We start from the raw sequence: 21,919 nt of genomic DNA, 5'->3' as shown, positions 1-21,919 counted from the left end.
TCCTCAGTGCGCCCGTGCTTCGGCGTTTGCCACGACAGCGGGGGTGCTGTCTGCCGGCGCAAATTTAGAAAATGATAACGAAACTTGCGCGCCCGCCACTTCGGCTCCCTCGGCGGTGCTGGCACCGAGGTTGGCGAGGCGGATGCGGGCGCCGTGTTCGTCGGCGATTTTCTTGACCACCGCCAAGCCCAGGCCAGTGCCTTTGGTCTTGGTGGTGACATACGGCTCGAAGGCGCGCTTGAGCACCTTCTCGGAAAAACCGGGGCCATTGTCGATCACCTGCAGGCGCACGGCGCGCAGCTCGCCTTGCTCGGTGCGGGCGATCTCAGTGCGCACACGCACGCAGCCCTCGGGGCGCTCAGCCACGGCGTCTAGCGCGTTCTGAACGAGGTTGTGAATGACCTGGCGCAGCTGGCTGGTGTCGCCCATGATGGCGGGCAGCTCGGGTGTGAGCTCGGGGCGCAAGCGGCCCGACTCTTGCGCCGTGGCGTAGAGCGTGAGCACCTCGGCGACCAGGGCGTTGAGGTCGAGTGCTTGCGGCTTGGCGGCCGGCAGGCGCGCGTAGTCGCGAAACTCGTTGACCAAGGTCTTCATCGCCTGCACCTGGTTGACGATGGTGCCTACCGAGCGCACGAGCATGGCCTGGTCTAGGCCCTCGAGTTTCGATTCGAGCTTGTGTTGCAGCCGCTCGGCCGAGAGCTGAATCGGAGTGAGCGGGTTTTTGATCTCATGTGCCAGGCGGCGCGCCACTTCGCTCCAGGCTTCGGCGCGCTGGGCCGAGACCACTTCGGTGATGTCATCGAACACCATCAGCTGGCCCGCATGCGGCATCGACGCGCCGCGCACGAGCAGGGTGATTTTGTCGTTCTCGCGGCCTTGCGCGGTGGTGGTCTGCAGGTCGAAGGCATCTTGCCAATGGTCGCGCTCGCCGGCTTCGGGGCTGCCGCGGTGCAGCTCAAAGCGCTGCGCCACGGCGGTCGCAAATTCATGCAACCCGGGCACTTCGTCGAGGCGGCGGCCGCGATAGGCCGAGACGGGCAGGCGAAGAATGCGCGTGGCGCCGGGGTTGACGGTGTCGATGTGGCCTTCGCGGTCGAACACGATCACGCCAGCGGTGAGGTTGTCGAGGATGGTCTGCAGGTTGGTGCGCGCCGATTCGAGCTGGGCCAGGCTGCGCTGCACCAGCGAGCGGGCCTCGGAGAGCTGCTCGGTCATGTCGGCAAATGAGCGGGTCAGGCCGCTCAGCTCGTCGCGCGAGGCAAACACCTGCTTGCGCGTGAGGTCGCCGCGCGCCACTTGGCGCACGCCTTCGGCGAGCACGAGCAGCGGCCGCGCGAGCTGGTTGCCCAAGGTGACGGCCAGCAGCAAGGCGCCGAACACCGCCAGGATCAGCGTGAGCGTGAGCGTGCCTATGTACATGCGGCGCAGACCATCGCGCGCCAGTGCGCGCTGCTGGTACTCGCGGTAGGCGGCCTGCACTGCCAGGGCATTGCTCACCATGGCGCTGGGCAGGAGCTGCGTGACCATGAGAAAACGGTCTTGCGCGCCCAACGAGAAGCTGCTGCTGGGCATGTAGGCCAGCGCACGGACGCGGGCTGCGCCCGACGCCGCCACGCTGTCTTCGTCCAGCCCTTCGAGCTGGCCAAACACGCGCGCACTGCGCGCCTGTCGCAGCTGGCCCATGCTGGCGCGCTCGGGGGCAAACGAGCTGGTGACGCGCCCCGCCGTGAGCAGCACCTGGCCGTTGGCACCGAGCAGCGTGATCTCTTGCGCCGACAGCTGCTCGCGCAGGCGCTCCAGCGCCAGCGGGGGCACTGGGTTGGCGGTCTCGCTCAAGCGCTCGGCGGCAAGGCGCGTCTTGGTGGCGAGGTCGTTGACTTGCGCGTCTAGCGTGCCACGGCCGAGGCTCAGGCCCGCGTCGAGCGCACCTTCGACCTTCACGTCGAACCAGGTCTCGATGCTGCGCGATACGAACTGGTATGACACGGTGTAGATCAGCAAGCCCGGCACCACCCCCACCATCGCAAACACCGCCGCCAGACGCAGCAGCAAACGGCTGCCGAACTTGCCACGCCGCACGCGCAGCAGCAGGCGCACGCCGGCAATGCCGATCACCAGCACCAAAAGGCCGGCTACCACCACGTTGACCCAGAACAACCACACGTAGTGCTGCTCGTAGAGGCCGCGGCTGTTGGTGGCCAGCGAGAGCAGGAACACCAGCACCAGACCGGCGCCCGTAACGGCCACCAGCGAAACGATCCAGGCCCAGCGGGAGGCTTTGGTCATGGCGTCGCCCGGCGCATCTCAGCCTGCGCCGGGCCGCCCCAAGGCGGCTGAGCGACCCCTCGGGGGGCCGGAGTGAAGCGACGTGGGGGCTGTCATGCCTTCAGTTCAAGCGGCGAAAGCGCTCGATGCGCAGCGACCAGTCAGGCTGGCCGCCGATGCCGATTTGCATGGGGCGCGGCATCTGGGTGGTGTCGAGCTGATAGCTGAATTCGACGTAGTGCCGCCCGTCGTCAAGCAAGGACGCGTCTGCGAGCTTCCAGTCAACGCTGCGGCTGAGCGCCGCCATGGCGTCAACCAGGTTGTCGTAGTGCTGGCTCAGGCCGCCGAAGGTGACGCGGTACTTGCGCGTGAGCGGCTGGTAGGCGAGGCGCCAGGTGCGGCTGACGCTGTTGATGCTCTTGTCGCGCCAGTACCAGCGGTCGCCAAACACATCGGCCTGTGCCACGAAGAACAACGGCACGCCCTTTTGCAGCGCGTCTTCGACCGCGCGCGACAGCTCGAAACGCACCGAGAAGCTGAGCAACAGCCCTTCGTCGTTGCGCGACAGCTCGAAGCTGTCGAAGCTGATGGGCTCGGCCCGCACACCTGCGCTGGCGGCCAACATCAGCACGCACAGGCTCAACCCTGCCCAGGCGCGCACCCAGGTGAACAGTGACCGGGTGAGCAAGGCAAAGCAGGTGGTGATGAGGCTTGTCTGGTATGTGCGGGGCACGGGCGGGTCAGGTGGGGGCCTTGGCCAGCAAAGCGTAGAAAAAGAAGTCGGGCGATGCACCGAAAAGGGGCGAGGCGCCGTTGTCTGGATTGTCGGCCAGGGGCAGCAGGTGACCGGGAGAAGCCGGTTGTGGCGCGAGGGCGGCACCGCTCTGGCGTTGCAAAAAAGCGTCGATCACGGCTTGGCCTTCGGCCTTGAAGACCGAACAGGTGCAATACAGCAGGCGCCCGCCCGGCATCAGCAGCGGCCAGAGTGCGTCGAGCAGCCGGGCCTGGGTCTGTGCCAGGGTGGCGATGTCGGTGGCGCGGCGCAGCCAGCGCACGTCGGGGTGGCGGCGCACGATGCCCGAGGCGCTGCAAGGGGCGTCGAGCAGGATGGCGTGGAAGGCTTGGCCGTCCCACCAGGCGGCGGGCTCGCGGGCGTCGGCGGCCAGGCTGCGGGCGCACAAGCCCAGGCGCGACAGCGTTTCCTGCACGCGCAGCAGGCGGGTGGCGTCGCTGTCGAGCGCCAGCACGTCGAGGTCGGCCAGTTCCAGCAGATGGGCTGTCTTGCCGCCGGGTGCGGCGCAGGCGTCGAGCACGCGGGCGCCGGCAGGCAGTCCGGCGCCGATGAGCAAGGGGGCGGCAAGCTGGGCGGCGGCGTCTTGCACTGACACGTCGCCGTCAGCGAAACCGGGCAGGCGCTGCACCGGCTGGGGCTCGGCCAGCATCACGGCCTGAGGGCCGGCCACGCAGGCTTCAATGCCAGCCTCGGCGAGCCGCTGCACATAGCCCGCGGGGGTGTCGCGGCGGGCGTTGACACGCAAGGTCATCGGCGGGCGCTGGTTGTCGGCGGCCAGCACGGCTTGCCACTGAGCGGGCCAATCGGCTTGCAGGCGGTCGATCCACCAGCGCGGGTGGTTGTGGCGGGCCGCCTCGTCGGCCTGCACGGTGGCGACGATCGCGTCGCGCTCCCGAAGAAAGCGGCGCAGCACGGCGTTGACAAACGAGGCGCTGGCCTTGGCACGTTGCTTGGCTGCCTCGACGGCCTGGTTGACCACGGTGTGCGGCGTGAAGCTCGCGCCTTCGCTCACATCGGGCCACAGCAGGGCCAGCGCGGTGAGCAACAAGGCATCGACGGCAGGCGGGGGTGCTTTGGGGGCGAGCTGCTGGCGGGCGGCCTGCGCACTGCCGAGCAGGCGCATGGCCTGGAAGGCCAGGGCCTGCGTGCCGGGGCGGGCTTCAGCGGGGCAACGGGCCAGGGCTTCGGTGAGCGACTGGCCGGCGCGCACGGCTTGCACGGCGTCAGCCGTGTGGGAGATGAGGCGAGAAAGTGGAAGAGACGGTTGATTCACCGCTTGAGTCTATGTCTACCCCTCGTCCAGCGAATACGCCAGCCGATCCCCCGAGGGGATGCGGGCCGGCTTGGGAGCGGCCCGGCACTCGGCCCGGCCGCAGATCCCCTCAAGCCTCGACCTGATCAGCGACATGCCTCAGCCAAGTTCCGTTCGCCCTGAGGTATCGAAGGGTGCGCCCGTGCACTGCGCTGGCCTCCGATACCTCAGGCCGAACGGAGCTAAGCGAACAACATTGGGAGCTGAGGTTCGTCGCTAATCAGCAGCCTCAAAGATCTTGCCCGGGTTCATGATGTTCTTCGGGTCCAGCGCGCGCTTCACGCTGCGCATCATGGCCACCGCGCCGGCGCCGGCCTCGTCGACCAGAAAGCCCATTTTGTGCAGGCCCACACCGTGTTCGCCGGTGCAGGTGCCGTCCATGCCCAGGGCGCGCTGCACCAGTTGCAGGTTGAGCTGCTCAGCCATGTCGCGCTCGGCAGGAATGGCGGGGTCGACCAGGTACCCCAGGTGGAAGTTGCCGTCGCCCACGTGGCCGACGATGAAGTACGGCAGGCCCGAGGCATCGACCTCGGCCACGCTCTGGTTGATGCACTCGGCCAGGCGCGAGATGGGCACGCAGGTGTCTGTCGTAACGCAGCGGCAACCGGGCTTCATTTGCAAGGCGGCGAAGTAGGCGTGGTGGCGAGCAGTCCATAGCTTGGTGCGCGCCTCGGGCGTGGTGGCCCACTCGAAGCCTTGGCCACCAAACTCTGCCGCGATGACCTGCACCGTGGCGGCCTGCTCGGCCACGCTGGCTTCGCTGCCGTGGAACTCCATCAACAGCATGGGCGCTTCGGTCAGGCCCAGCTTGTCGTGGCGGTTGACCGCGCGCACCGCGTGCGCATCGAGCAGCTCGCAGCGCGCAATGGGCACGCCCATCTGAATGATCTGGATGGTGGTGCGCACCGCGGCGTCTACGCTCGGGAAGGTGCAGGTGGCGGCCGAGATGGCCTCGGGCAGCGGGTAGAGCTTGAGCGTGATCTCGGTCATCACGCCCAGCGTGCCCTCGCTGCCCACCATCAGCCGCGTGAGGTCGTAGCCGGCCGATGACTTGCGCGCCCGCGTGCCGGTGTGTATGACCTCGCCCTGCGGCGTGACCACGGTAAGGCCCAGCACGTTCTCGCGCATGGTGCCGTAGCGCACGGCGTTGGTGCCGCTGGCGCGGGTGGCGGCCATGCCGCCCAGGCTCGCATCGGCGCCGGGGTCTATGGGAAAGAAGAGCCCGCTGTGGCGAATCTCGTTGTTGAGCTGGGTGCGGGTGACACCCGCCTGCACCGTGACGGTCAGATCTTCAGCGTGCAGCGACACGATGGCTTTCATGCGGCTCAGGTCGATGCTCACGCCGCCTTGCACGGCGAGCAAATGGCCTTCTAGCGACGAGCCCACGCCGAACGGAATGACCGGCACGGCATGCGCGTCGGCCTGCTGCACCACGAAGGCCACGTCTTCGGTGCTCTCGCAGAACACCACCAGCTCAGGCGGCGCCACATCAAAGGGCGACTCGTCGCGGCCATGCTGTTCGCGCACGGCCAGGGCAGTGGAGCAGCGCTCGCCGAAGCGCGCTTTCAAGGCGTCTCGCATGGCAGCGGGCACAGGTCGGCGCTCGAAGGTCGGCAACACATGGGAGGGCAGAGCGGCATTCATGGGGCGGTCTCCAGCAGCAGGCGCAGGGGCGGATTTTGCGCTCTCACCCTAGAATGGTTTGAACAAAACAGTGCCCCGGGGGGAGCCTATGAACAGCGTGGACAACGATGACCGCTTTGCGCCGCCGCGCGCAGCCGTCAACGACATGCCGGAGGCAACCGATGGGCTGGTGCTGGCCAGCCGGGGCAGCCGCTTGGGGGCCGCCATCATCGACGTGGTCGTGGCGATAGCGCTCGCGGGTGTCGCCACATGGATCGGTGTCTGGCGCCCATGGGCCGACGTCGACCCGAACATGTGGCACCTGCAAATTCTTGGCGCCACTTGGGGCTTTGCGCTGTTTGTGCTGGCCCATGGCTACCTGCTGGCCAAGCGCGGGCAGACCATCGGCAAGCTCGCCGTGGGCCTGCGCATCGTGCGGCCCGACGGCTCGGCGGCTTCATTCGCCCGGCTGGTGGGCATGCGCTACGGCGTGCTCAGCCTGCTCAACACCGTTCCCTTGGTGGGCATGCTGTTCGGTGTAGCCGATGGGCTGTGCATCTTTCGCGCGTCGCGGCGCTGCCTGCACGACGACATTGCCGACACCGTCGTGATCAAGGCCTGACGCCAGCGCTCGTGTCGCTCGATACGCTTTACACCGCCGAGACGCCCGAAGGCATTGCCTTGTCGCTGCGGCCGGCCGGTGCGGTGCCGCGGCTGCTGGCCTACGGCGTCGACCTGTGCGTGCGCGGAGGCATTCTCATGGCGCTGTCGATCATGGTCATCCCTTTCGGTGGCGTCGGCAAGGCAGTGATGCTCGTGAGCGTTTTTTTGCTGGAGTGGTTCTACCCGGTTGTGTTCGAGCTGATGCGCGCCGGCGCCACGCCGGGCAAGCGCATGTTCGGCCTGCAGGTGGTGATGGATTCGGGTCTGCCGGTCACGCCCGCCGCCGCCATCACCCGCAACCTGCTGCGCGCGGCCGATTTCTTCCCGTTTCTCTATGGTTTTGGGCTGGCATCAATGCTCACGCGGCGTGATTTCAAGCGCCTGGGCGACTTGGCCGCGGGCACGCTGGTGGTCTACCGCGACACCGTGGCGCTGCACGGCGAGCTGCCTTCAGCGCCTGCCATGGCCCCCACCCGCGCGCTGGCCCCGAAGGAGCAGGCGGCCATCGTGGCCTGGGCCGGGCGCGCCTCGCGCCTCACGCCCGCACGGCTCGACGAGTTGGCGGTGCTGGCCCGTTCGGTCACACCGCAAGTCGCGCCACAGCACGGGCAGTCGCCAGAAGACGCCACGCGCCAGCTGCTGGGTGTGGCGCAATGGCTGGTCGGCCACCGCAACAAGCCATGACGCCGCTGCAGTTCGAAACGAGCAACGCCGCGCTCTGGCATGAGCTGGAGGTGGCGCTAGACCGCGCCGAGAAAAAGCTCTCGCCCAAGACGCGAGACAAGACCTCTGACCCCAAGTCCAAGTCCAAGACAAAGGCCACGCCGCTAGACGGTGCCCGCCTGGCCGCGCTCTACCGCCGCAGCTGCGAGCACCTGGCCCTGGCGCAGGCGCGGGCCTACCCGATCCACCTGACACAGCGGCTCGAATCGCTCACCCAGCGCGCCCACCGCCTCATTTACCGCCGCCACGACTACGGCTTCGCGCGCTTCAAGCAGCTGGTGCTGATCGACTTCCCGCAGAGCGTGCGGGCGCACCGCTGGTACCTGCTGGCCGCCACGCTGATGTTCAGCCTGCCGATCTTCGTGGTGGGCTGGGCCACCTACCAAGACCCGGGCTTCATTCTTCACCTGGCCGATGCACAGCAGGCGCAGCAGTTCGACCGCATGTACGACGACAGCTCGCGTGCGCTGGGCCGCGAGCGCGACGCCTCCACCGACTGGCAGATGTTCGGCCACTACGTGATGCACAACATCGGCATCGGCTTCCAGTGCTTCGCGGGTGGCCTCTTCGCCGGCATCGGCAGCGTGTACTACCTGGTGTTCAACGGCGTGCTGTTCGGCGGCGTCGCGGGCTACCTCACGGCGCGCGGGCACAGTGAAAACTTCTATTCCTTCGTCATCACACACGGCGCTTTCGAGCTGACGGCCATCGTGCTCTCGGGCGCCGCCGGCCTGCGCCTGGGCCATGCGCTGCTCGCACCCGGGCGGCGCACGCGGCTGCAGGCGCTGGTGCATGCGGCCAACGACACCAGCGTTGTGATCTACGGCGTGATCGGCATGCTGGTGGCCGCGGCCGCCATCGAGGCCTTCTGGTCGTCGGCGCGCTGGGTGGAGCCGGTCGTGAAGTACGGCGTGGGCGCTGCGTGCTGGGCGCTCGTCATCGCCTATCTGGGCTGGCAGGGCCGGCCGCGCAAGGTGCCCGATGCAAGTTGACGCGATTGCCGTCGAGCTGCGGCCGCGCCCCATGTGGGAGGCGGCCGACCTGGGCGTGCGGCTGGTGCAGGCGAATGCGCGCTCGGTGTGGCTGACCTGCGGGCCGGTGTTTGCGGCGGTGGTGCTGCTCGCGCTGGCCACGGTGGAGATCGCACCCTGGCTGCCCAGCCTGCTCATCTTCTGGCTCAAGCCCTGGCTGGACCGCAGCGTGCTCTTCGTGCTGTCGCGTGCGGTGTTCGGGCAGAGCACGCGCTTTGGCGACCTGTGGCAGGCGCAGCGCGGCGTGTGGTGGCGATCGCTGCTGGGCGCGCTCACCTGGCGCAGGCTGTCACCGTGGCGCTCGTTCACACAGCCCGTCTACCAGCTCGAAGGCCAACGCGGGGCGGCGCGCAGCCAGCGGCGCAAGCAGTTGCTGCGCGGGCAGCGCGGCGCGGCTGGCGGCATGCACTTTGCCTTTGCCAACATCGAGGCTGTGTTCACCTTCGGCCTGCTCGCCATCAGCCTGTGGTTCGCGCCGGCCGATCTGCGTGGCGGCGTCTACACCTGGCTCACCAGCAACGACAGCGTTTTGGCCACGCTGTGTCTGGCAAGCACCTACGGCATGGCCGTGGTTTTGCTGGAACCCTTCTATGTCGCCGCGGGCTTCGCGATGTACCTCAACCGCCGCGTGCAGCTCGAAGCCTGGGACATCGAGCAGGAGTTTCGTCGTGCGTTCTAGCGCCCTGCTGCTGTTCATCGCCCTGTTGACAACGGCGGCGGGTGCTGCCGAACCGGCAGCGTCTGCGCCTACCCGTACACAGGTCAACGCCGAGCTGGAAAAGCTGCGCGCCGACCCTGACCTCGGCAGCACACACAAGCAAAAGACGCTGCGCTTCAAGAAAGACGAATCCAAGAAGGCCAAAAAAGAAAGCCCCAATGGCCTGCCCGAGTGGCTGAAAGGCTTTGCCCGCTGGGTCACCGACATCGGCCGCGTGGCCGTGTGGGCAGCGGCCGCACTGGCCATTGCGCTCTTTCTCGTGAGCCTGCGCTACTGGGTGCGCGTGCGCGCGGGCAGCGTGACGGGCAAGGGCGCCGCGCTGCCCAGCCATGTGCGCGACCTCGACATACGCCCAGAGAGCCTGCCCGAGCAGATCGGCGCGGCAGCGGCGGCGCTGTGGCAGCGCGGCGAGCACCGGGCCGCGCTGTCATTGCTGTACCGCGGCGCGCTGTCGCGGTTGGTGCATGAGCACGCCGTGCCCATACGCGCGGCCAGCACCGAAGGCGAGTGCGTGGCGCTCGCGGCCCTGCGCCTGCCACCTGCGCCCAGCGCCTTCTTTGGCCGGCTGGTGCAGGCCTGGCAGCTCGCGGTCTACGGTGCGCGCTTGCCCGAATCTGCCAGCGTGCTGGCCCTGTGCGCCGAGTTCGACAGCCAGTTTCGCGCCGCACCCGCTGCGCCCGCCGCAACATGAGCTCGACACGCCAGGATTGGCTGGTACGCGGGCTGATCGCGGCCGTGTTGGTCGGCATCGGCGTGTGGCTCGCATCCGCCACCGAGTGGGTTGATGTGGACGTGCCGCTGCCGGCACGCGGCGAAGCCGCCAAGAACGATCTCTATGCGACGCAACAGCTGCTGAAGCGGCTCGGCGCCACGGTGGCCATGCCAGACAACCTGGCCCAACTGCCGCCCCCGCGCGCCACGCTGCTGCTGACCTCGTGGTACTGGGATCTCTTCCCTGAGCGCGCACAGCGTCTCAAGGCCTGGGTGGAGAGCGGCGGCCACCTGGTGCTCTATGCGCACAACCTCGACCACGAGCAACTCAAGGGCTGGCTGCCCATCAAGCAGGAGGAACCGCCCAAGGCGAAGAAGAAAGACGGCCAGAGTGACGAAGACGATGAAGACGACGAGGACAGCGACACCCCCACGCCCGCGGCGCAAGCCGCCTCGGCTGTCGCGCGGCACCTGGGGCCACCCTGTCACGACGCCGTCGAGCCCGACAGTGTGCCCGCCACTTATGCCGACGGCGGGCGGCACTTCAAGGTCTGCACCTACCTCTATTCACGCGGCAAGCTAAAGGCGACCGAGGCGCCCTTGTGGTCGCTCGAAGGGCCCGGCGGCCCGCTGCTGCTGCGCGCGTCGCGCGGCCAGGGGCAGGTCACCGTCATCCGGTCCTTAGGCCTGCTCGACAACGACAGTGTGCTCAAAGGTGACAACGGCCTCGCCGTGGTGGCGGCACTGCAGGCGCGGCCCGGTGCGCAGATCTGGTTCGTGACAGAAGAATCGCGCCCGCCCCTACACGCCTGGCTGTGGCGCGAAGCCTGGGTGGTGGTGGTGCTGGGGGCGCTCGCGCTGGTGCTTGCCCTGTGGCGTGGCGCGCGGCGCTTCGGCCCGCTGATGGCGACGCGCCCGCCGGGCCGCCGCTCGATGGTCGAGCAGATCACCGGCACCTCTCAATTTCTGCAGCGCCAAGGGCCAGAGGCGTTGCTGTCGGCGCAGATTCGCGCGCTCGAAGCGGCCGCGCGCAACCACGTGCGCCACTACGACAAGCTCGACCGCAGCCAGCGCGCAGCAGCCATCGCCCACATGACCGGCCAAGACGCCCGAGCACTTGGCCTGGCACTCGACAAGGGCTTGGCACGGCAACGCGTGAACCTGCCGGCCACCCTTGAATTGCTCGAAACCGCGCGCCGGCTGCTGGTGCAGCGCAAGCCCAGCCCTCGCACATAAACCACACAAGCTACGCAAGCACGTAAAGGACGACACCCATGCAGATCAAACCCACAGACCTGACACGCGCCGCAGAGCTGCTTCATGAGCTGCGCACCGAGGTAGGCAAAGCGGTGGTCGGCCAGCAGCAGGCGGTCGACCAGATCTTGGTGGCGCTGGTCGCCTCGGGCCATGTGCTGATCGAAGGCGTGCCGGGCCTGGGCAAGACGCTGCTGGCGCGCTCGCTGGCCAAGGCCATGTCGCTCACCTACGCACGGGTGCAGTTCACGCCCGACCTGATGCCGTCTGACATCACGGGCCACACCGTGCTGGAGGCAAGAGGCGATGCAGGCACGCCCATAGGCGCCCTGCGCGTGCACCGCGGGCCGGTGTTCACCAACCTGCTGCTGGCCGATGAAATCAACCGCGCACCAGCCAAGACGCAAAGCTCGCTGCTCGAAGTGATGCAGGAGTACCAGGTCACGCTGGAAGGCCAGACGCTCGCGCTGCCACGGCCCTTCATGGTGCTGGCCACGCAGAACCCCATCGACACCGAAGGCACTTACCCGCTGCCCGAGGCGCAGCTCGACCGCTTCTTGCTGAAGATTGACATCGGCTACCCGCCGCATGACGAAGAAACCGCCATCGTCAAGCGCACCACCGACATGCAGGCCGGTGACCAGTTCCCGCTAGACGCGCTCACGCCGCGGCTGGACGAGCGCTCGGTGCTGGCGCTGCAGCGCATGGCAGCGTTCATACGCGTCGACGACAAGGTGCTCGACTACGCGGTGCGCATCGTGCGCAGCACACGCAGCTGGCCCGGCCTCTCGTCGGGCGCGGGGCCGCGCGGTGCAATCGCGCTGGTGCGTGCCGCCCGCGCCACCGCGCTGATGCAAAGCCGTGACTTCGTGACGCCCGACGACGTCAAGCAGCACGCCCTGCCCGCGCTGCGCCACCGCGTGATGCTGGCACCCGACGCGCAGCTTGAAGGGCGCGCGGTGGGCGAGCTGCTGGCGTCGGCGCTCGACAGCGTCGAAGCGCCACGGCTGTAAACCGGCCGCGTTGCGCATGCGCCAGATCATCCCCAGCCGCGCAACGGTGCTGGCCCTGACGGCCAGTGCCGCGGTGTGCGCCGCCGCGCTGGGCGCGGGCGCGCCGCTGCAGGCCGTGGCGCAGGCAGGTGGCGTGGCCTTGGGATTGGGTGCGGCTTGGGCGGTGGCCGACCTGTGGCGCAGCCTGCGCGCCTGGCAGCGCCACCCGTTGCGCACCGAGCGCGCCCTGCCCGACGCACTGGCGCTGGGCGTGCCACGCGCGCTGCCGCTCACGCTGGTGAACGATGGGCCCGTGGCCTGGGCGGTCGACGTGTTCGACGAAGTCGACCCGCGTCTCGATTTCGAAGGCCTGCCGCAACACCTGCACTTGCCCGCCGGCAAGAAGCTGGAGCTGCGCTACACCGTGACACCGCGCCAGCGTGGGCCGGTGCAGATGGGTGCCACGCAGCTGCGGCTGCGCTCGCTCGGCGGCTGCTTCGAGCTGCTGCGCACCATAGGCGCTGGGCAGCGCCTGCACGTCTACCCCAACTTCGCCGCGGTGGCGCGCTATGCCTGGCTGGCCGGTGACCGCCGCCTCGCGCAGATCGGCATCAAGACCTACCCGAAGCGCGGCATGGGCACCGACTTCAAGCAGCTGTCGGAATACAAACAGGGCGACCCGATACGCCACATCGACTGGAAGGCCACGCTGCGCCACCAGCGGCCCATCGTGCGCGAGTTTCAAGACGAGCGCGACCAGTGCGTGATCTTTCTGCTCGACTGCGGGCGGCGCATGCGCGCCGACGAGGGTGTGCAAAGCCCCGACGGCAGCCACTTCGACCAAGCCCTCAACGCGCTGATGCTGCTGAGCTATGTGGCGCTGAAAGAAGGCGATGAGGTAGGGGCCCTCACCTTCGGAAACCCCTCGGGCCAGCAGCGCCGCTTTGCACCGCGCAAGGGCGGCGCCACGCTGAACGCGCTGATGGCGCGGCTCTACGACATCGAGCCCAGTGCCACGCATTCCGACTATTTGGTGGCCGCGCAAGACCTGCTGCGCGCACAACACAAGCGTGCGCTGGTGATCGTCATCACCAACTTTCGCGACGAAGACGCCGCCGAGCTCGCGCCTGCGCTGAAGCTGCTGCGCACCCGCCACCTGGTGCTGGTGGCCAGCCTGCGCGAGCGCGTGCTGCGCCAGATCGGCGAGCAGGCGATCACGCAAGACCGGCATGCGATCGAGGTGGCCGGGGCGCACCTCTTCTCGCAAGCACGCAGCGATGCGTTTGCGCGTGTGGTGGGGCACGATGCGCTATCGGTGGATGTGGAGCCCGATGCGCTGGCGGTGGCGCTGGTGAACCGCTATCACGCGGTCAAGCGTGCCGGGTTGCTGTAGCACAAGCTGCTGGCTAACATGCAGCGTCGCTCATGCAGCGGCGCACCGTCATTAAACAAAATTGGAGGAGGTTTCCCATGTCAGCAGTCAATCCATACACCCCGCCGCGCGCTCAAGTGTCCGACGTTCAGAGCGAGACGACCGAATTTTCGCAACCCAAGGTGTGGTCGGCCAGCGGGCGCATCGGGCGCGTGCGCTACCTGGCCTACATGATGGTGGGCTACCTCGCCTTGGTGGTGGCCATCGCCGTCGTCGCCGGCCTGGGGGTCGCGTCCAACAGCCCTGCGCTCATCGGCGTTGCGGCCGTGGTGGGTCTCATCCCCTATGGCGTGCTGTCGGTGCTGTGCGCCATTCAGCGCGCACACGACATGGACTGGACCGGCTGGTCGATCTTCTTGCTGCTGATCCCTTTCCTGTCTTTGATCTGGCTGATCAAAGGCGGCACGCCCGGTGAAAACCGCTTTGGTCCACCGCCACCGCCCAACGGCACAGGCGTTGTCATCGGCGCCTGGGCTGCGGCGATCATCCCCGTGATCGGCATCCTGGCGGCCATCGCGCTGCCGGCGTACCAGCAGTACACCGTTCGCGCAAAGGCGATGCAGACACAGCTGCAACAACAACCGCAGGCCACACCACCTTCGCAGCAGTAAGGATCACTGCCCGTGGCCAACCGACTCACACAGATCGCCACCCGCACCGGCGACGATGGCACCACCGGCCTGGGCGACGGCACGCGCGTCCCCAAAGACCACCTGCGTGTTCAAGCCATGGGCGACGTCGACGAGCTGAACTCGCAGCTCGGCGTGTTGCTGGCCGAGCCTTTGCCTGACGACGTGCGCGAACTGTTGGTCGTCATCCAGCACGAGCTCTTCAACTTGGGCGGGGAGCTGTCGATCCCGGGCTACGAGCTGCTGAAAGAGGCGGCCGTGCTGCGCCTCGATGAGGCCCTGGCGCAGCACAACGCCACGCTGCCGCGGCTGAAGGAATTCATTCTTCCGGCCGGCACCCGCAGTGCGGCGCTCGCCCATGTGGGCCGCACCGTGGCGCGCCGCGCCGAGCGTGCGGTGGTGGCGCTGGCCGCAGTGGACGCAGTACGGGCCGAGCCGCGCCAGTACCTCAACCGCCTGAGTGACCTGCTGTTCGTGCTGGCCCGGGTGCTCAACCGCGCCAACCTCGACGGCTTGGGCGGTGACGACGTGTATTGGCACAGCGAAAAGCTGGCCCGCGACAACGCCGCCGACTGAGCTCAGCCCCTGCGGGCCTTCACCGCTTCGCTCAGCACGTCGAGCACGGTGAGCGAGTCGTCCCAGCCTATGCAGGCGTCGGTGATGCTTTGGCCATAGGTGAGCTTGGCGGGGTCGTCCTTACCGGCGCTGAACTTCTGCGCGCCCGCCTTCAAGTGGCTTTCGACCATCACGCCAAAAATGCGGCGCGAACCGGCCTTGAGCTGGGCCGCCACGTCGCGCGCCACGTCGATCTGGCGCTCGTGCTGCTTGCTGCTGTTGGCATGCGAGCAGTCGACCATCAGCGTGGTGGGCAGCTTGGCGGCGTCGAGGTCCTTGCAAGCGGCTTCGACATGGGTGGCGTCGTAGTTGGGCGCCTTGCCGCCGCGCAGGAACGTGGCAGTCTTTGTTGCCCTTGGTTTCGACGATGGCGACTTGGCCATTCTTGTGCACCGACAAGAAGTGGTGCGGCCGGGCTGCGGCTTGGATGGCGTCTGTTGCGATGCGGATGTTGCCGTCGGTACCGTTCTTGAAGCCGATGGGCGCCGACAAGCCCGAGGCCAGCTCGCGGTGCACCTGGCTTTCGGTGGTGCGTGCGCCGATCGCGCCCCAGCTGATGAGGTCGCCGATGTACTGCGGCGAGATCACGTCAAGAAACTCGCTGCCCGCCGGCACGCCCAGTTTGTTGATCTCGGTGAGCAGCTGGCGCGCGATGCGCAGGCCTTCGTCAATGCGGAAGCTCTCGTCGAGGTAGGGGTCGTTGATCAGACCCTTCCAGCCGACGGTGGTGCGTGGCTTCTCGAAGTAGACGCGCATCACGATCTCGAGCGTGTCGGCGTGCTTCTCGCGCTGCTCACGCAGGCGGCGGGCGTATTCGACGGCGGCAGCAGGGTCGTGGATGGAGCAGGGGCCGATGATGACCAGCAGGCGGTCGTCCTTGCCCGACATGATGTGCTTGATGCGCTGGCGGGTCTCGGCGATCAGCGTCTCGGCGGCGGTGCCGCGTATCGGGAAGAAGCGCACCAGGTGCTCAGGGGGGGGCAGAGGCATCACGTCCTTGATCCTTTCGTCGTCGGTCTGTCCGGTCTTGTCGACAGGTGCAGACCAACCCTCGGCGGCGCTGGTGGACTTGGCATTCATGGCGGCTCTCCTCGCGTTGGCGTTGATTTCTGGATGGCAAAAAAAAAACCGCCGGGTGTTCCGGCGGTTGGGTGAGTTCGGTGCGTTTTCTTTAGCCTACGCGCTCGTCTCTCCGCCGCCGGTGCGGTGCGAGAACCAAAAGTAGGCAAAGAAAAAGCTGGCGAAACGCATGGCCGCGAATGTAGCACGGGCCCTCACGCGGTCGTCAAGCGCGCACTTTTCAACGACTTGCGCGACTGAATGGGGAACTCCACGTCGTTACAAGATGTGAACCGTGCGCTTGTTCCTATTCGGCGCAGACGGCGTTGCCTAGGATGGTTTCACCTGATGACACCCCCTCACCCGAGGGGGCGCCGTCCGCCCCACAACCGGCACCAAACACATACGAGGGACTCCACCATGAACCGCAGCCACCTGTTTCGCACCCTGAGCCTGAGCTTTGCATCGTTGGTCGTCTCCGGCGCCAGCCTGGCCGGCACCGCGAGCGACGACGACCTGCGCGCCGCGCAAAGCCTGGCCTCGACCGATGCCCTGGTCGCCACCCACCTGCAAGCGTGGAGCGACATGCGCGACGTGGCCCTGCTGGCCCAAGCCGATGGCCTCATCACCAACGACATGCGCGCCGACGCACAGCAATATGCAGTCGCCATGCTCGTGGAAGCTGACGGCCTGATCAGTGCACAGCTGAACGAGCGGGTTGGCATGCAGATCGTGTCGCGCATTGCCGCCGCCGATGGCCTGGTGGTCGACAGCTATGAAGCCACGACCAGCACCCCCGAGTCGCAGCCTGCCACGCGCAACCCAGGCGCAGTGCTGGTGGCCAAGGCGCGCTAACAGAGCGCGTTAAGCCGTTCCACCCACGGTCAGCCGGTCGATGCGCAGCGTCGGCTGGCCCACACCCACGGGCACGCTCTGGCCTTCTTTGCCGCACACACCCACGCCGGTGTCGAGCTTCATGTCGTTGCCGATCATGCTGACGCGCGTGAGTGCGTCGGGGCCGTTGCCGATGATGGTGGCGCCCTTCACCGGGTACTGAATCTTGCCGTTTTCCACCCAGAACGCCTCTGAGGCGGAAAACACGAACTTGCCGCTGGTGATGTCGACCTGGCCGCCGCCGAAGTTGGTGGCGTAGAGGCCGCGCTTGAGGCCGGCAATGATTTCTTCCTTGGCCTTGTCGCCGCCCAGCATGTAGGTGTTGGTCATGCGCGGCATGGGCACGGCGGCGTAGCTTTCGCGCCGGCCGTTGCCGGTGGGTGCCACGCCCATCAAGCGGGCGTTCATCGAATCTTGTATGTAGCCCTTCAAGATGCCGTCTTCGATCAGCACGTTGCGCTGGCTGGCGTTGCCTTCGTCGTCGACGTTGAGCGAGCCGCGGCGGTCGGGGATGGTGCCATCGTCGAGCACCGTCACACCCTTGGCCGCCACGCGCTGGCCGATGCGCCCGCTGAAAGCACTGGAACCCTTGCGGTTGAAGTCGCCTTCCAGGCCGTGGCCGATGGCTTCGTGCAGCAGCACGCCGGGCCAGCCCGGGCCAAGCACCACGCTCATCTCGCCAGCCTTGGCCGGGCGTGAATCGAGGTTGGTCAGGGCCGCATTGACCGCGTCTTGCACATAGCTCTCGATCATGCTGTCGTGAAAGTAGCCGAGGCCGAAGCGCCCGCCGCCGCCGCCGCTGCCGACCTCACGCCGCACTTCGCCGTTGATGGTCTGCTCGGCGATCACGGTGACCGACAAGCGCACCAGCGGGCGCACGTCGGCGGCCAGGGTGCCATCGGCACGCGCCACCAGCACCACGTCGTACTCGGCGGCCACGCCGGCCATCACCTGCTTCACGCGCGGATCTTTGGCACGTGCGAGCTTCTCCACCTTTTCGAGCAGAGCCACCTTTTGCGTGCTGTCGAGCGTGGCGATCGGGTCCATGGGTGCATACAACACGCGACTGCCTGCCACGCGATGCTTGCCGGTGATCTTCACGCTCTTGCTCTGGCCGGCCGCAGCGATGGTGCGCACGGTTTGCGCGGCGTCGAGCAGAGCCGCTTCAGAGATGTCGTCAGAGTAGGCAAAGGCCGTCTTCTCACCCGCCACCGCCCGCACGCCCACGCCCTGGTCGATGCCGAAGCTGCCCGACTTGACGATGCCCTCTTCGAGGCTCCAGCCTTCGCTGCGCGTGTACTGAAAGTACAGGTCGGCGTCGTCGATCCGGTGCTCAGCGATCGTGGCCAGCGCGCGAGACAGCGTGGCATCGGTCAGGCCGAAGGGTTCAAGCAACAGCGATCTGGCGACCGCCAGACGCTCGAGGGTGGGTTCGCGGGAGATCATCAAACCATTGTAGGAGTGGCGATGCGCCGGCAGGCGGGGCAAAGACCCTGCTGTGCCGTTTCACAGATCTTTACCTTCGCCTTGTCGGCTGCGGCCAGCCGGTTCTCGTTGTGGGAGGGTGCCGCACACCACCTCACAACAGACACCTTTCAAGGACCACACCATGATGAACCTCAAGACCCTGGCGGTTACCGCCACCCTGGCCATCTCCAGCCTTGGCGCCTTTGCCCAAGTCGCAACGGCGCCGGCGACCCCGCGCGTCGACCAGCGTGAAGTGAACCAGGACAAGCGCATTCAGCAAGGCGTGGCCTCGGGCCAGTTGAACGCCAAGGAAACCTACCGCCTCGAAAAGGAACAAGCCGCTATCAACAAGGCCGAAACCAAGGCCAAGGCCGACGGCAAGGTGACCAAGCATGAGCGCCGCAAGCTGCACAAAATGCAGGACGCCGCCAGCAAAGACATCCATGCCCAGAAGCACGATGCCCAAACCGCTAAGCCTTGAACGCTGAGACCAGCGCTTCAAACACCAGCTTGAGCCTCGGCGTACCGCGCAGTTCGCGGTGCGCCGTGATCCACATGGGCAGGGCCGGGATCTGGATCTCCGGCAAGACACGCACCAACTCAGGCATCTGCCGCGCCACGACATCCAAGCCAACGCCCAGGCCAATTCCGGCGCGCACGGCTTGCCAGGCCACGATCTGGTTGTCGCAGCGAAAGCCAAAGAACTCTCGCGTCACCCCCCGGTAACCCGCCGCGTGAAAGCCACGCAGCATCTGGTCGGATCGGTCAAAGCCCACCCACTGGTGTGACTGAAAATTGGCCATCGTCGGCTTGCCGTGGGCCTTCAGGTAGTCACGGTGGGCATAGGCATGCATGGGCAAGTCCACCAGCTTGCGCGCCACCAGGGCCGCCTGCGTCGGCCGCACCATGCGCAAGGCAATGTCGGCCTCGCGCTCCAGCAGGTTCTCCACCTTGTCGCTGGGCACCAGCTCAATCTGAATTTCGGGGTGCGCCGCTCGCAGGTCGCGCAACACCACGGGCAACAAGTAGGCGCTGACCATTTCGCTGGCCGTGACACGCACGGTGCCGGCCAATGACGTCACCCGCCCCGCCGCCGCCAGTGACCATTCACGCGCGTGCTCACGCATGCGCTGCGCCGGCAGGCGCAAGGCCTCGCCTGCCTCTGTAAGGCGCACGCCGCGCCGCGTGCGCTCGAACAAGGCGTGGCCGATCTGCGTTTCCAGCTCGTTCATCTGCCGGCTGAGCGTGGGCTGGCTGCTGCCCAGCTCTACGGCCGCCCGGCTGAGCGAGCCGGCTTCGGCCACCGCCAGAAAGGCGCGCAGCAAGGACCAATCGGGTTCGGGTTGCGCCACTCTGCTATTCATATTTGGATGATAACCATGCATTCATACGTCTTCCGATGAAACAGCCCAGGCCCAAGAATTCATTCATTCCTTCACCACTGGCGCAGATTCATGAACAACACTGTCCTCATCCTCGGCGCCGCAGGGCGCATCGGGCAAGCCCTGGCCCACGCCTTCGCCGATGCCGGCTGGACCGTGCGGGCCCAGGCACGCAAGGCAATGCCTGCGGCGCTCCGCGCCCACCCGCGGGTGCAGACCATTCACTGCGAGGCCCACGATCGCGAGGCCTTGCACGAAGCGGCACGCGGCGCGCAGGTCGTGATTCACGCACTCAACCCGCCCTACACCGAGTGGAACAAGCTCGCACTGCCGCTGGCCGACATCGCCATCTCGGTGGCACGCAAGAGTGGCGCTCTGCTGATGCTGCCCGGCAACGTCTACAACTTCGGCCGCGAGTTGCCCACATTGCTGAAGACCAGCACGCCCGAGCGTGGTGACACGCCCAAGGCCCGGATTCGCATCGAAACCGAAGCGCGCATGGCCGCGGAGCCAGGGCTGAACAGCGTGGTGATCCGTGCCGGCGACTTCTTCGGCGGCCCGGGCCGCGGCTCGTGGTTCGACATGGGCCTGGCCTCGGGTGTGGCCAAGGGCCGCTTCGTCTACCCCGCCGAGCTCGACACGCTGCACGCCTGGGCCTACCTGCCCGATCTGGCGCAGGCCTTCGTGCGTGTGGCCGAGCAGCATGCGCAGCTGCGGGGCCACCACCGCCTGCACTTTGCCGGCCACACGCTCACCGGCCAGCAGATGCGCGCAGCGATGGAAGCTGGCGCCGGCCGCTCACTGCGCCCGTCCACCCTGCCATGGGGCGTGATGCGGGTGGGTGCCTTGGTGATGCCCATGTGGCGAGAGATGCTGACCATGCGCTACCTCTGGCAGCGCGCGCACCAGATCGACGGCAGCGCGCTGCAAGCCCTGGTGGGCACACTGCCGCACACGCCATTGCAGCAGGCGGTGAATGCCTCGCTGGCCGAACTGGGCCTGCGGACTCAGCCCTCGGTGTCGGCTTTCAGCGCCAAGGCGCGCGCGTAAAGCGCATTGCGCGGCGCACCCGTCAACTCAGCTGCCAGGGCCACGGCCTGCTTGAGGGGCAGCTCGGCCATCAGGGTGCGCAACGCGGCATCGTGCGCGGCCAGGCCGTCGTCACCGGCAGACGGTTTGAGGGCATGCACCACCAGAACGAACTCACCGCGCAAGCGATTCGCGTCAGCCGCCAGCCAGCCCGGCAGCTGCGAGGCCGGCAAGGTGTGCACCGTCTCGAACTGCTTGGTCAGTTCGCGGCACAGCGTGACAGCGCGCTCACCACACACTTCGGCCAGGCCTTGCAGCAGCGACTCAATGCGGTGCGGCGCCTCGAAGAGCACCTGCGTGTCATCGCGCGCGGCAAGCGCCTTCAAGGCCTGGGCGCGCTCGGCCCCGCGCGTGGGCAAGAACCCAGTGAACACGAAGCCCGCGCCAACCACATCGCCGGCCACGCTCAACGCCGCCAGCGCACTGCTGGCACCGGGCAGCGGAATGCAGCGGTAGCCCGCCGCCTGCGCCGCCGCAACCAGGGCCGCACCGGGATCGCTGACCGCTGGCGTGCCGGCATCGCTGATGTAGGCCACACGCTCGCCTCGCGCCAGACGCGCGAGCACGTTGCCCGCCGCTTCACGCTCGTTGTGTTCGTGCACGGCGAGCAGCGGTTTGTCGATACCCAGGTGGCGCAGCAAAGGTGCGCTGTGGCGCGTGTCTTCGCAGGCCACGGCGTCAACCAGCGACAGCACGTAGATGGCGCGCAAGCTCATGTCGGCCAAATTGCCAATGGGCGTGGCCACGACGTAGAGCGCCCCTGCGGGATACTGCTGTGTGCCAGCGGCCGCAAGGGCCGCCTGCAGCATCAATGAGGAAGCGATGGTCACGGTGGTGCAGTCCACGAAATCCACAAAAGGGGCAGGGGACGAGGCCGAAGCGCAGGCCCTGGCCCACCTGACGCAGCACGGCCTCAAGCTGGTGCAGCGCAATTATCGGGTGGCGGCCGGCCCGAACGCCCGCGGCGGCGAGGTCGACCTGATTGTGCGCGAGCGTGACGGCACCCTCGTCTTCGTGGAAGTGCGCGCCCGCAGAACGGCCAGCCATGGCGGCGCGGCTGGCAGCGTGACCCTCACCAAGCAACGGCGTGTCATTTATGCAGCGCAGCATTACCTGATGCAGTTCGCCTCGCCCCCGCCGTGCCGCTTCGATGTGGTGGCGATCGAGGCTGAAAGCCTGCAGTGGTTACGCGCGGCGTTCAACACCGAATGACAGCGCCGAGTAAGTACCCACGCTGGGAACCCGCTGCCACAAGACCGTGTCATAT

General features: G+C 67.3%; 21 protein-coding genes and 1 pseudogene. 14 read left to right on the top strand and 8 right to left on the bottom strand.

All coding sequences use genetic code 11. The annotated features are described in order from the left end of the window. Nucleotides 1-3 precede the first annotated feature (3 nt). The 4 genes from AC30QB_RS02315 to AC30QB_RS02300 all read right to left on the bottom strand — a co-directional run bounded on the left by AC30QB_RS02315 (nt 4) and on the right by AC30QB_RS02300 (nt 6,014). Nucleotides 4-2,286 (bottom strand): sensor histidine kinase, encoded by a 2,283-nt coding sequence (locus tag AC30QB_RS02315; RefSeq protein ID WP_489544576.1) that lies wholly within the window; start codon nt 2,284-2,286, stop codon nt 4-6. Nucleotides 2,287-2,386: 100 nt separating this feature from the next. Continuing rightward, complete coding sequence (locus tag AC30QB_RS02310; RefSeq protein ID WP_489544575.1) at nt 2,387-2,998, bottom strand: DUF4390 domain-containing protein; 612 nt, start codon at nt 2,996-2,998, stop codon at nt 2,387-2,389. Between the two features lie 7 nt (nt 2,999-3,005). Further along, nucleotides 3,006-4,331: a 16S rRNA (cytosine(967)-C(5))-methyltransferase RsmB gene (gene rsmB, locus AC30QB_RS02305; RefSeq protein WP_489544574.1), complete on the bottom strand. Its 1,326-nt coding sequence runs from the start codon at nt 4,329-4,331 to the stop codon at nt 3,006-3,008. A gap of 255 nt (nt 4,332-4,586) precedes the next feature. Next, the gene (locus AC30QB_RS02300; protein ID WP_489544573.1) at nt 4,587-6,014 is read right to left on the bottom strand and encodes an FAD-binding oxidoreductase; all 1,428 of its coding nucleotides are present in this window, start codon (nt 6,012-6,014) and stop codon (nt 4,587-4,589) included. A gap of 88 nt (nt 6,015-6,102) precedes the next feature. Between AC30QB_RS02300 and AC30QB_RS02295 the strand changes: the two genes are divergently transcribed. The 10 genes from AC30QB_RS02295 to AC30QB_RS02250 all read left to right on the top strand — a co-directional run bounded on the left by AC30QB_RS02295 (nt 6,103) and on the right by AC30QB_RS02250 (nt 14,722). Then, nucleotides 6,103-6,615: an RDD family protein gene (locus AC30QB_RS02295; protein WP_489544572.1), complete on the top strand. Its 513-nt coding sequence runs from the start codon at nt 6,103-6,105 to the stop codon at nt 6,613-6,615. A gap of 11 nt (nt 6,616-6,626) precedes the next feature. Then, on the top strand, nt 6,627-7,340 hold the full coding sequence (locus tag AC30QB_RS02290; protein WP_489544571.1) for an RDD family protein: 714 nt from the start codon (nt 6,627-6,629) through the stop codon (nt 7,338-7,340). Next, entirely contained in the window at nt 7,337-8,371 is a 1,035-nt protein-coding gene (locus AC30QB_RS02285; protein WP_489544570.1) for a stage II sporulation protein M, read from the top strand. The genes AC30QB_RS02290 and AC30QB_RS02285 overlap by 4 nt, the downstream gene beginning before the upstream one ends. After that, a complete protein-coding gene (locus AC30QB_RS02280; RefSeq protein WP_489544569.1) occupies nt 8,361-9,089 on the top strand; it encodes a hypothetical protein in 729 nt (242 codons plus the stop codon). Before AC30QB_RS02285 ends, AC30QB_RS02280 begins: the two co-directional genes overlap by 11 nt. Beyond that, nucleotides 9,079-9,819, top strand: a complete 741-nt coding sequence (locus AC30QB_RS02275; RefSeq protein ID WP_489544568.1) for a DUF4129 domain-containing protein — start codon at nt 9,079-9,081, stop codon at nt 9,817-9,819. Before AC30QB_RS02280 ends, AC30QB_RS02275 begins: the two co-directional genes overlap by 11 nt. Then, the gene (locus AC30QB_RS02270) at nt 9,816-11,075 is read left to right on the top strand and encodes a DUF4350 domain-containing protein (protein ID WP_489544567.1); all 1,260 of its coding nucleotides are present in this window, start codon (nt 9,816-9,818) and stop codon (nt 11,073-11,075) included. The genes AC30QB_RS02275 and AC30QB_RS02270 overlap by 4 nt, the downstream gene beginning before the upstream one ends. Before the next feature lie 38 nt (nt 11,076-11,113). Beyond that, nucleotides 11,114-12,106 (top strand): AAA family ATPase, encoded by a 993-nt coding sequence (locus AC30QB_RS02265; RefSeq protein WP_489544566.1) that lies wholly within the window; start codon nt 11,114-11,116, stop codon nt 12,104-12,106. Nucleotides 12,107-12,122: 16 nt separating this feature from the next. Further along, the gene (locus AC30QB_RS02260) at nt 12,123-13,478 is read left to right on the top strand and encodes a DUF58 domain-containing protein (RefSeq protein WP_489544565.1); all 1,356 of its coding nucleotides are present in this window, start codon (nt 12,123-12,125) and stop codon (nt 13,476-13,478) included. A gap of 77 nt (nt 13,479-13,555) precedes the next feature. Further along, nucleotides 13,556-14,128, top strand: coding sequence for a DUF805 domain-containing protein (locus tag AC30QB_RS02255; protein ID WP_489544564.1), 573 nt, complete (start codon nt 13,556-13,558; stop codon nt 14,126-14,128). Nucleotides 14,129-14,140: 12 nt separating this feature from the next. After that, nucleotides 14,141-14,722: a cob(I)yrinic acid a,c-diamide adenosyltransferase gene (locus tag AC30QB_RS02250; protein ID WP_489544563.1), complete on the top strand. Its 582-nt coding sequence runs from the start codon at nt 14,141-14,143 to the stop codon at nt 14,720-14,722. A 2-nt stretch (nt 14,723-14,724) separates the two neighbouring features. Here the strand turns inward: AC30QB_RS02250 and AC30QB_RS02245 are convergent. Beyond that, nucleotides 14,725-15,751: pseudogene (locus AC30QB_RS02245) on the bottom strand (3-deoxy-7-phosphoheptulonate synthase). A gap of 489 nt (nt 15,752-16,240) precedes the next feature. Here AC30QB_RS02245 and AC30QB_RS02240 point away from each other — a divergent pair. Further along, on the top strand, nt 16,241-16,675 hold the full coding sequence (locus tag AC30QB_RS02240; protein ID WP_489544562.1) for a hypothetical protein: 435 nt from the start codon (nt 16,241-16,243) through the stop codon (nt 16,673-16,675). A 9-nt stretch (nt 16,676-16,684) separates the two neighbouring features. On the opposite strand, the gene tldD is transcribed toward AC30QB_RS02240, so the two are convergent. Beyond that, nucleotides 16,685-18,160, bottom strand: a complete 1,476-nt coding sequence (gene tldD, locus AC30QB_RS02235) for a metalloprotease TldD (RefSeq protein WP_489544561.1) — start codon at nt 18,158-18,160, stop codon at nt 16,685-16,687. 163 nt (nt 18,161-18,323) lie between these two features. Here tldD and AC30QB_RS02230 point away from each other — a divergent pair, with 163 nt between their 5' ends. Further along, entirely contained in the window at nt 18,324-18,662 is a 339-nt protein-coding gene (locus AC30QB_RS02230; protein ID WP_489544560.1) for a hypothetical protein, read from the top strand. On the opposite strand, the gene AC30QB_RS02225 is transcribed toward AC30QB_RS02230, so the two are convergent. After that, the gene (locus AC30QB_RS02225; protein WP_489544559.1) at nt 18,652-19,545 is read right to left on the bottom strand and encodes a LysR family transcriptional regulator; all 894 of its coding nucleotides are present in this window, start codon (nt 19,543-19,545) and stop codon (nt 18,652-18,654) included. The genes AC30QB_RS02230 and AC30QB_RS02225 overlap by 11 nt on opposite strands. A 90-nt stretch (nt 19,546-19,635) precedes the next feature. On the opposite strand from AC30QB_RS02225, the gene AC30QB_RS02220 reads away from it, so the two are divergent. Further along, nucleotides 19,636-20,613 (top strand): NmrA family NAD(P)-binding protein, encoded by a 978-nt coding sequence (locus AC30QB_RS02220; protein WP_489544558.1) that lies wholly within the window; start codon nt 19,636-19,638, stop codon nt 20,611-20,613. Here the strand turns inward: AC30QB_RS02220 and rsmI are convergent. Further along, the gene (gene rsmI, locus AC30QB_RS02215; protein WP_489544557.1) at nt 20,571-21,482 is read right to left on the bottom strand and encodes a 16S rRNA (cytidine(1402)-2'-O)-methyltransferase; all 912 of its coding nucleotides are present in this window, start codon (nt 21,480-21,482) and stop codon (nt 20,571-20,573) included. The two genes, AC30QB_RS02220 and rsmI, sit on opposite strands and share 43 nt — an antisense overlap. On the opposite strand from rsmI, the gene AC30QB_RS02210 reads away from it, so the two are divergent. Then, the gene (locus tag AC30QB_RS02210) at nt 21,475-21,864 is read left to right on the top strand and encodes a YraN family protein (RefSeq protein WP_489544556.1); all 390 of its coding nucleotides are present in this window, start codon (nt 21,475-21,477) and stop codon (nt 21,862-21,864) included. The two genes, rsmI and AC30QB_RS02210, sit on opposite strands and share 8 nt — an antisense overlap. Nucleotides 21,865-21,919 lie beyond the last annotated feature (55 nt).

It is taken from the genome of Rhizobacter sp. (genome assembly GCF_046595475.1).
Classification (GTDB): Bacteria; Pseudomonadota; Gammaproteobacteria; order Burkholderiales; family Burkholderiaceae_C; genus Rhizobacter.
The sequence above is the reverse complement of the archived record's forward strand: the minus strand, read 5'-3'. Positions and strand labels throughout refer to the sequence as shown.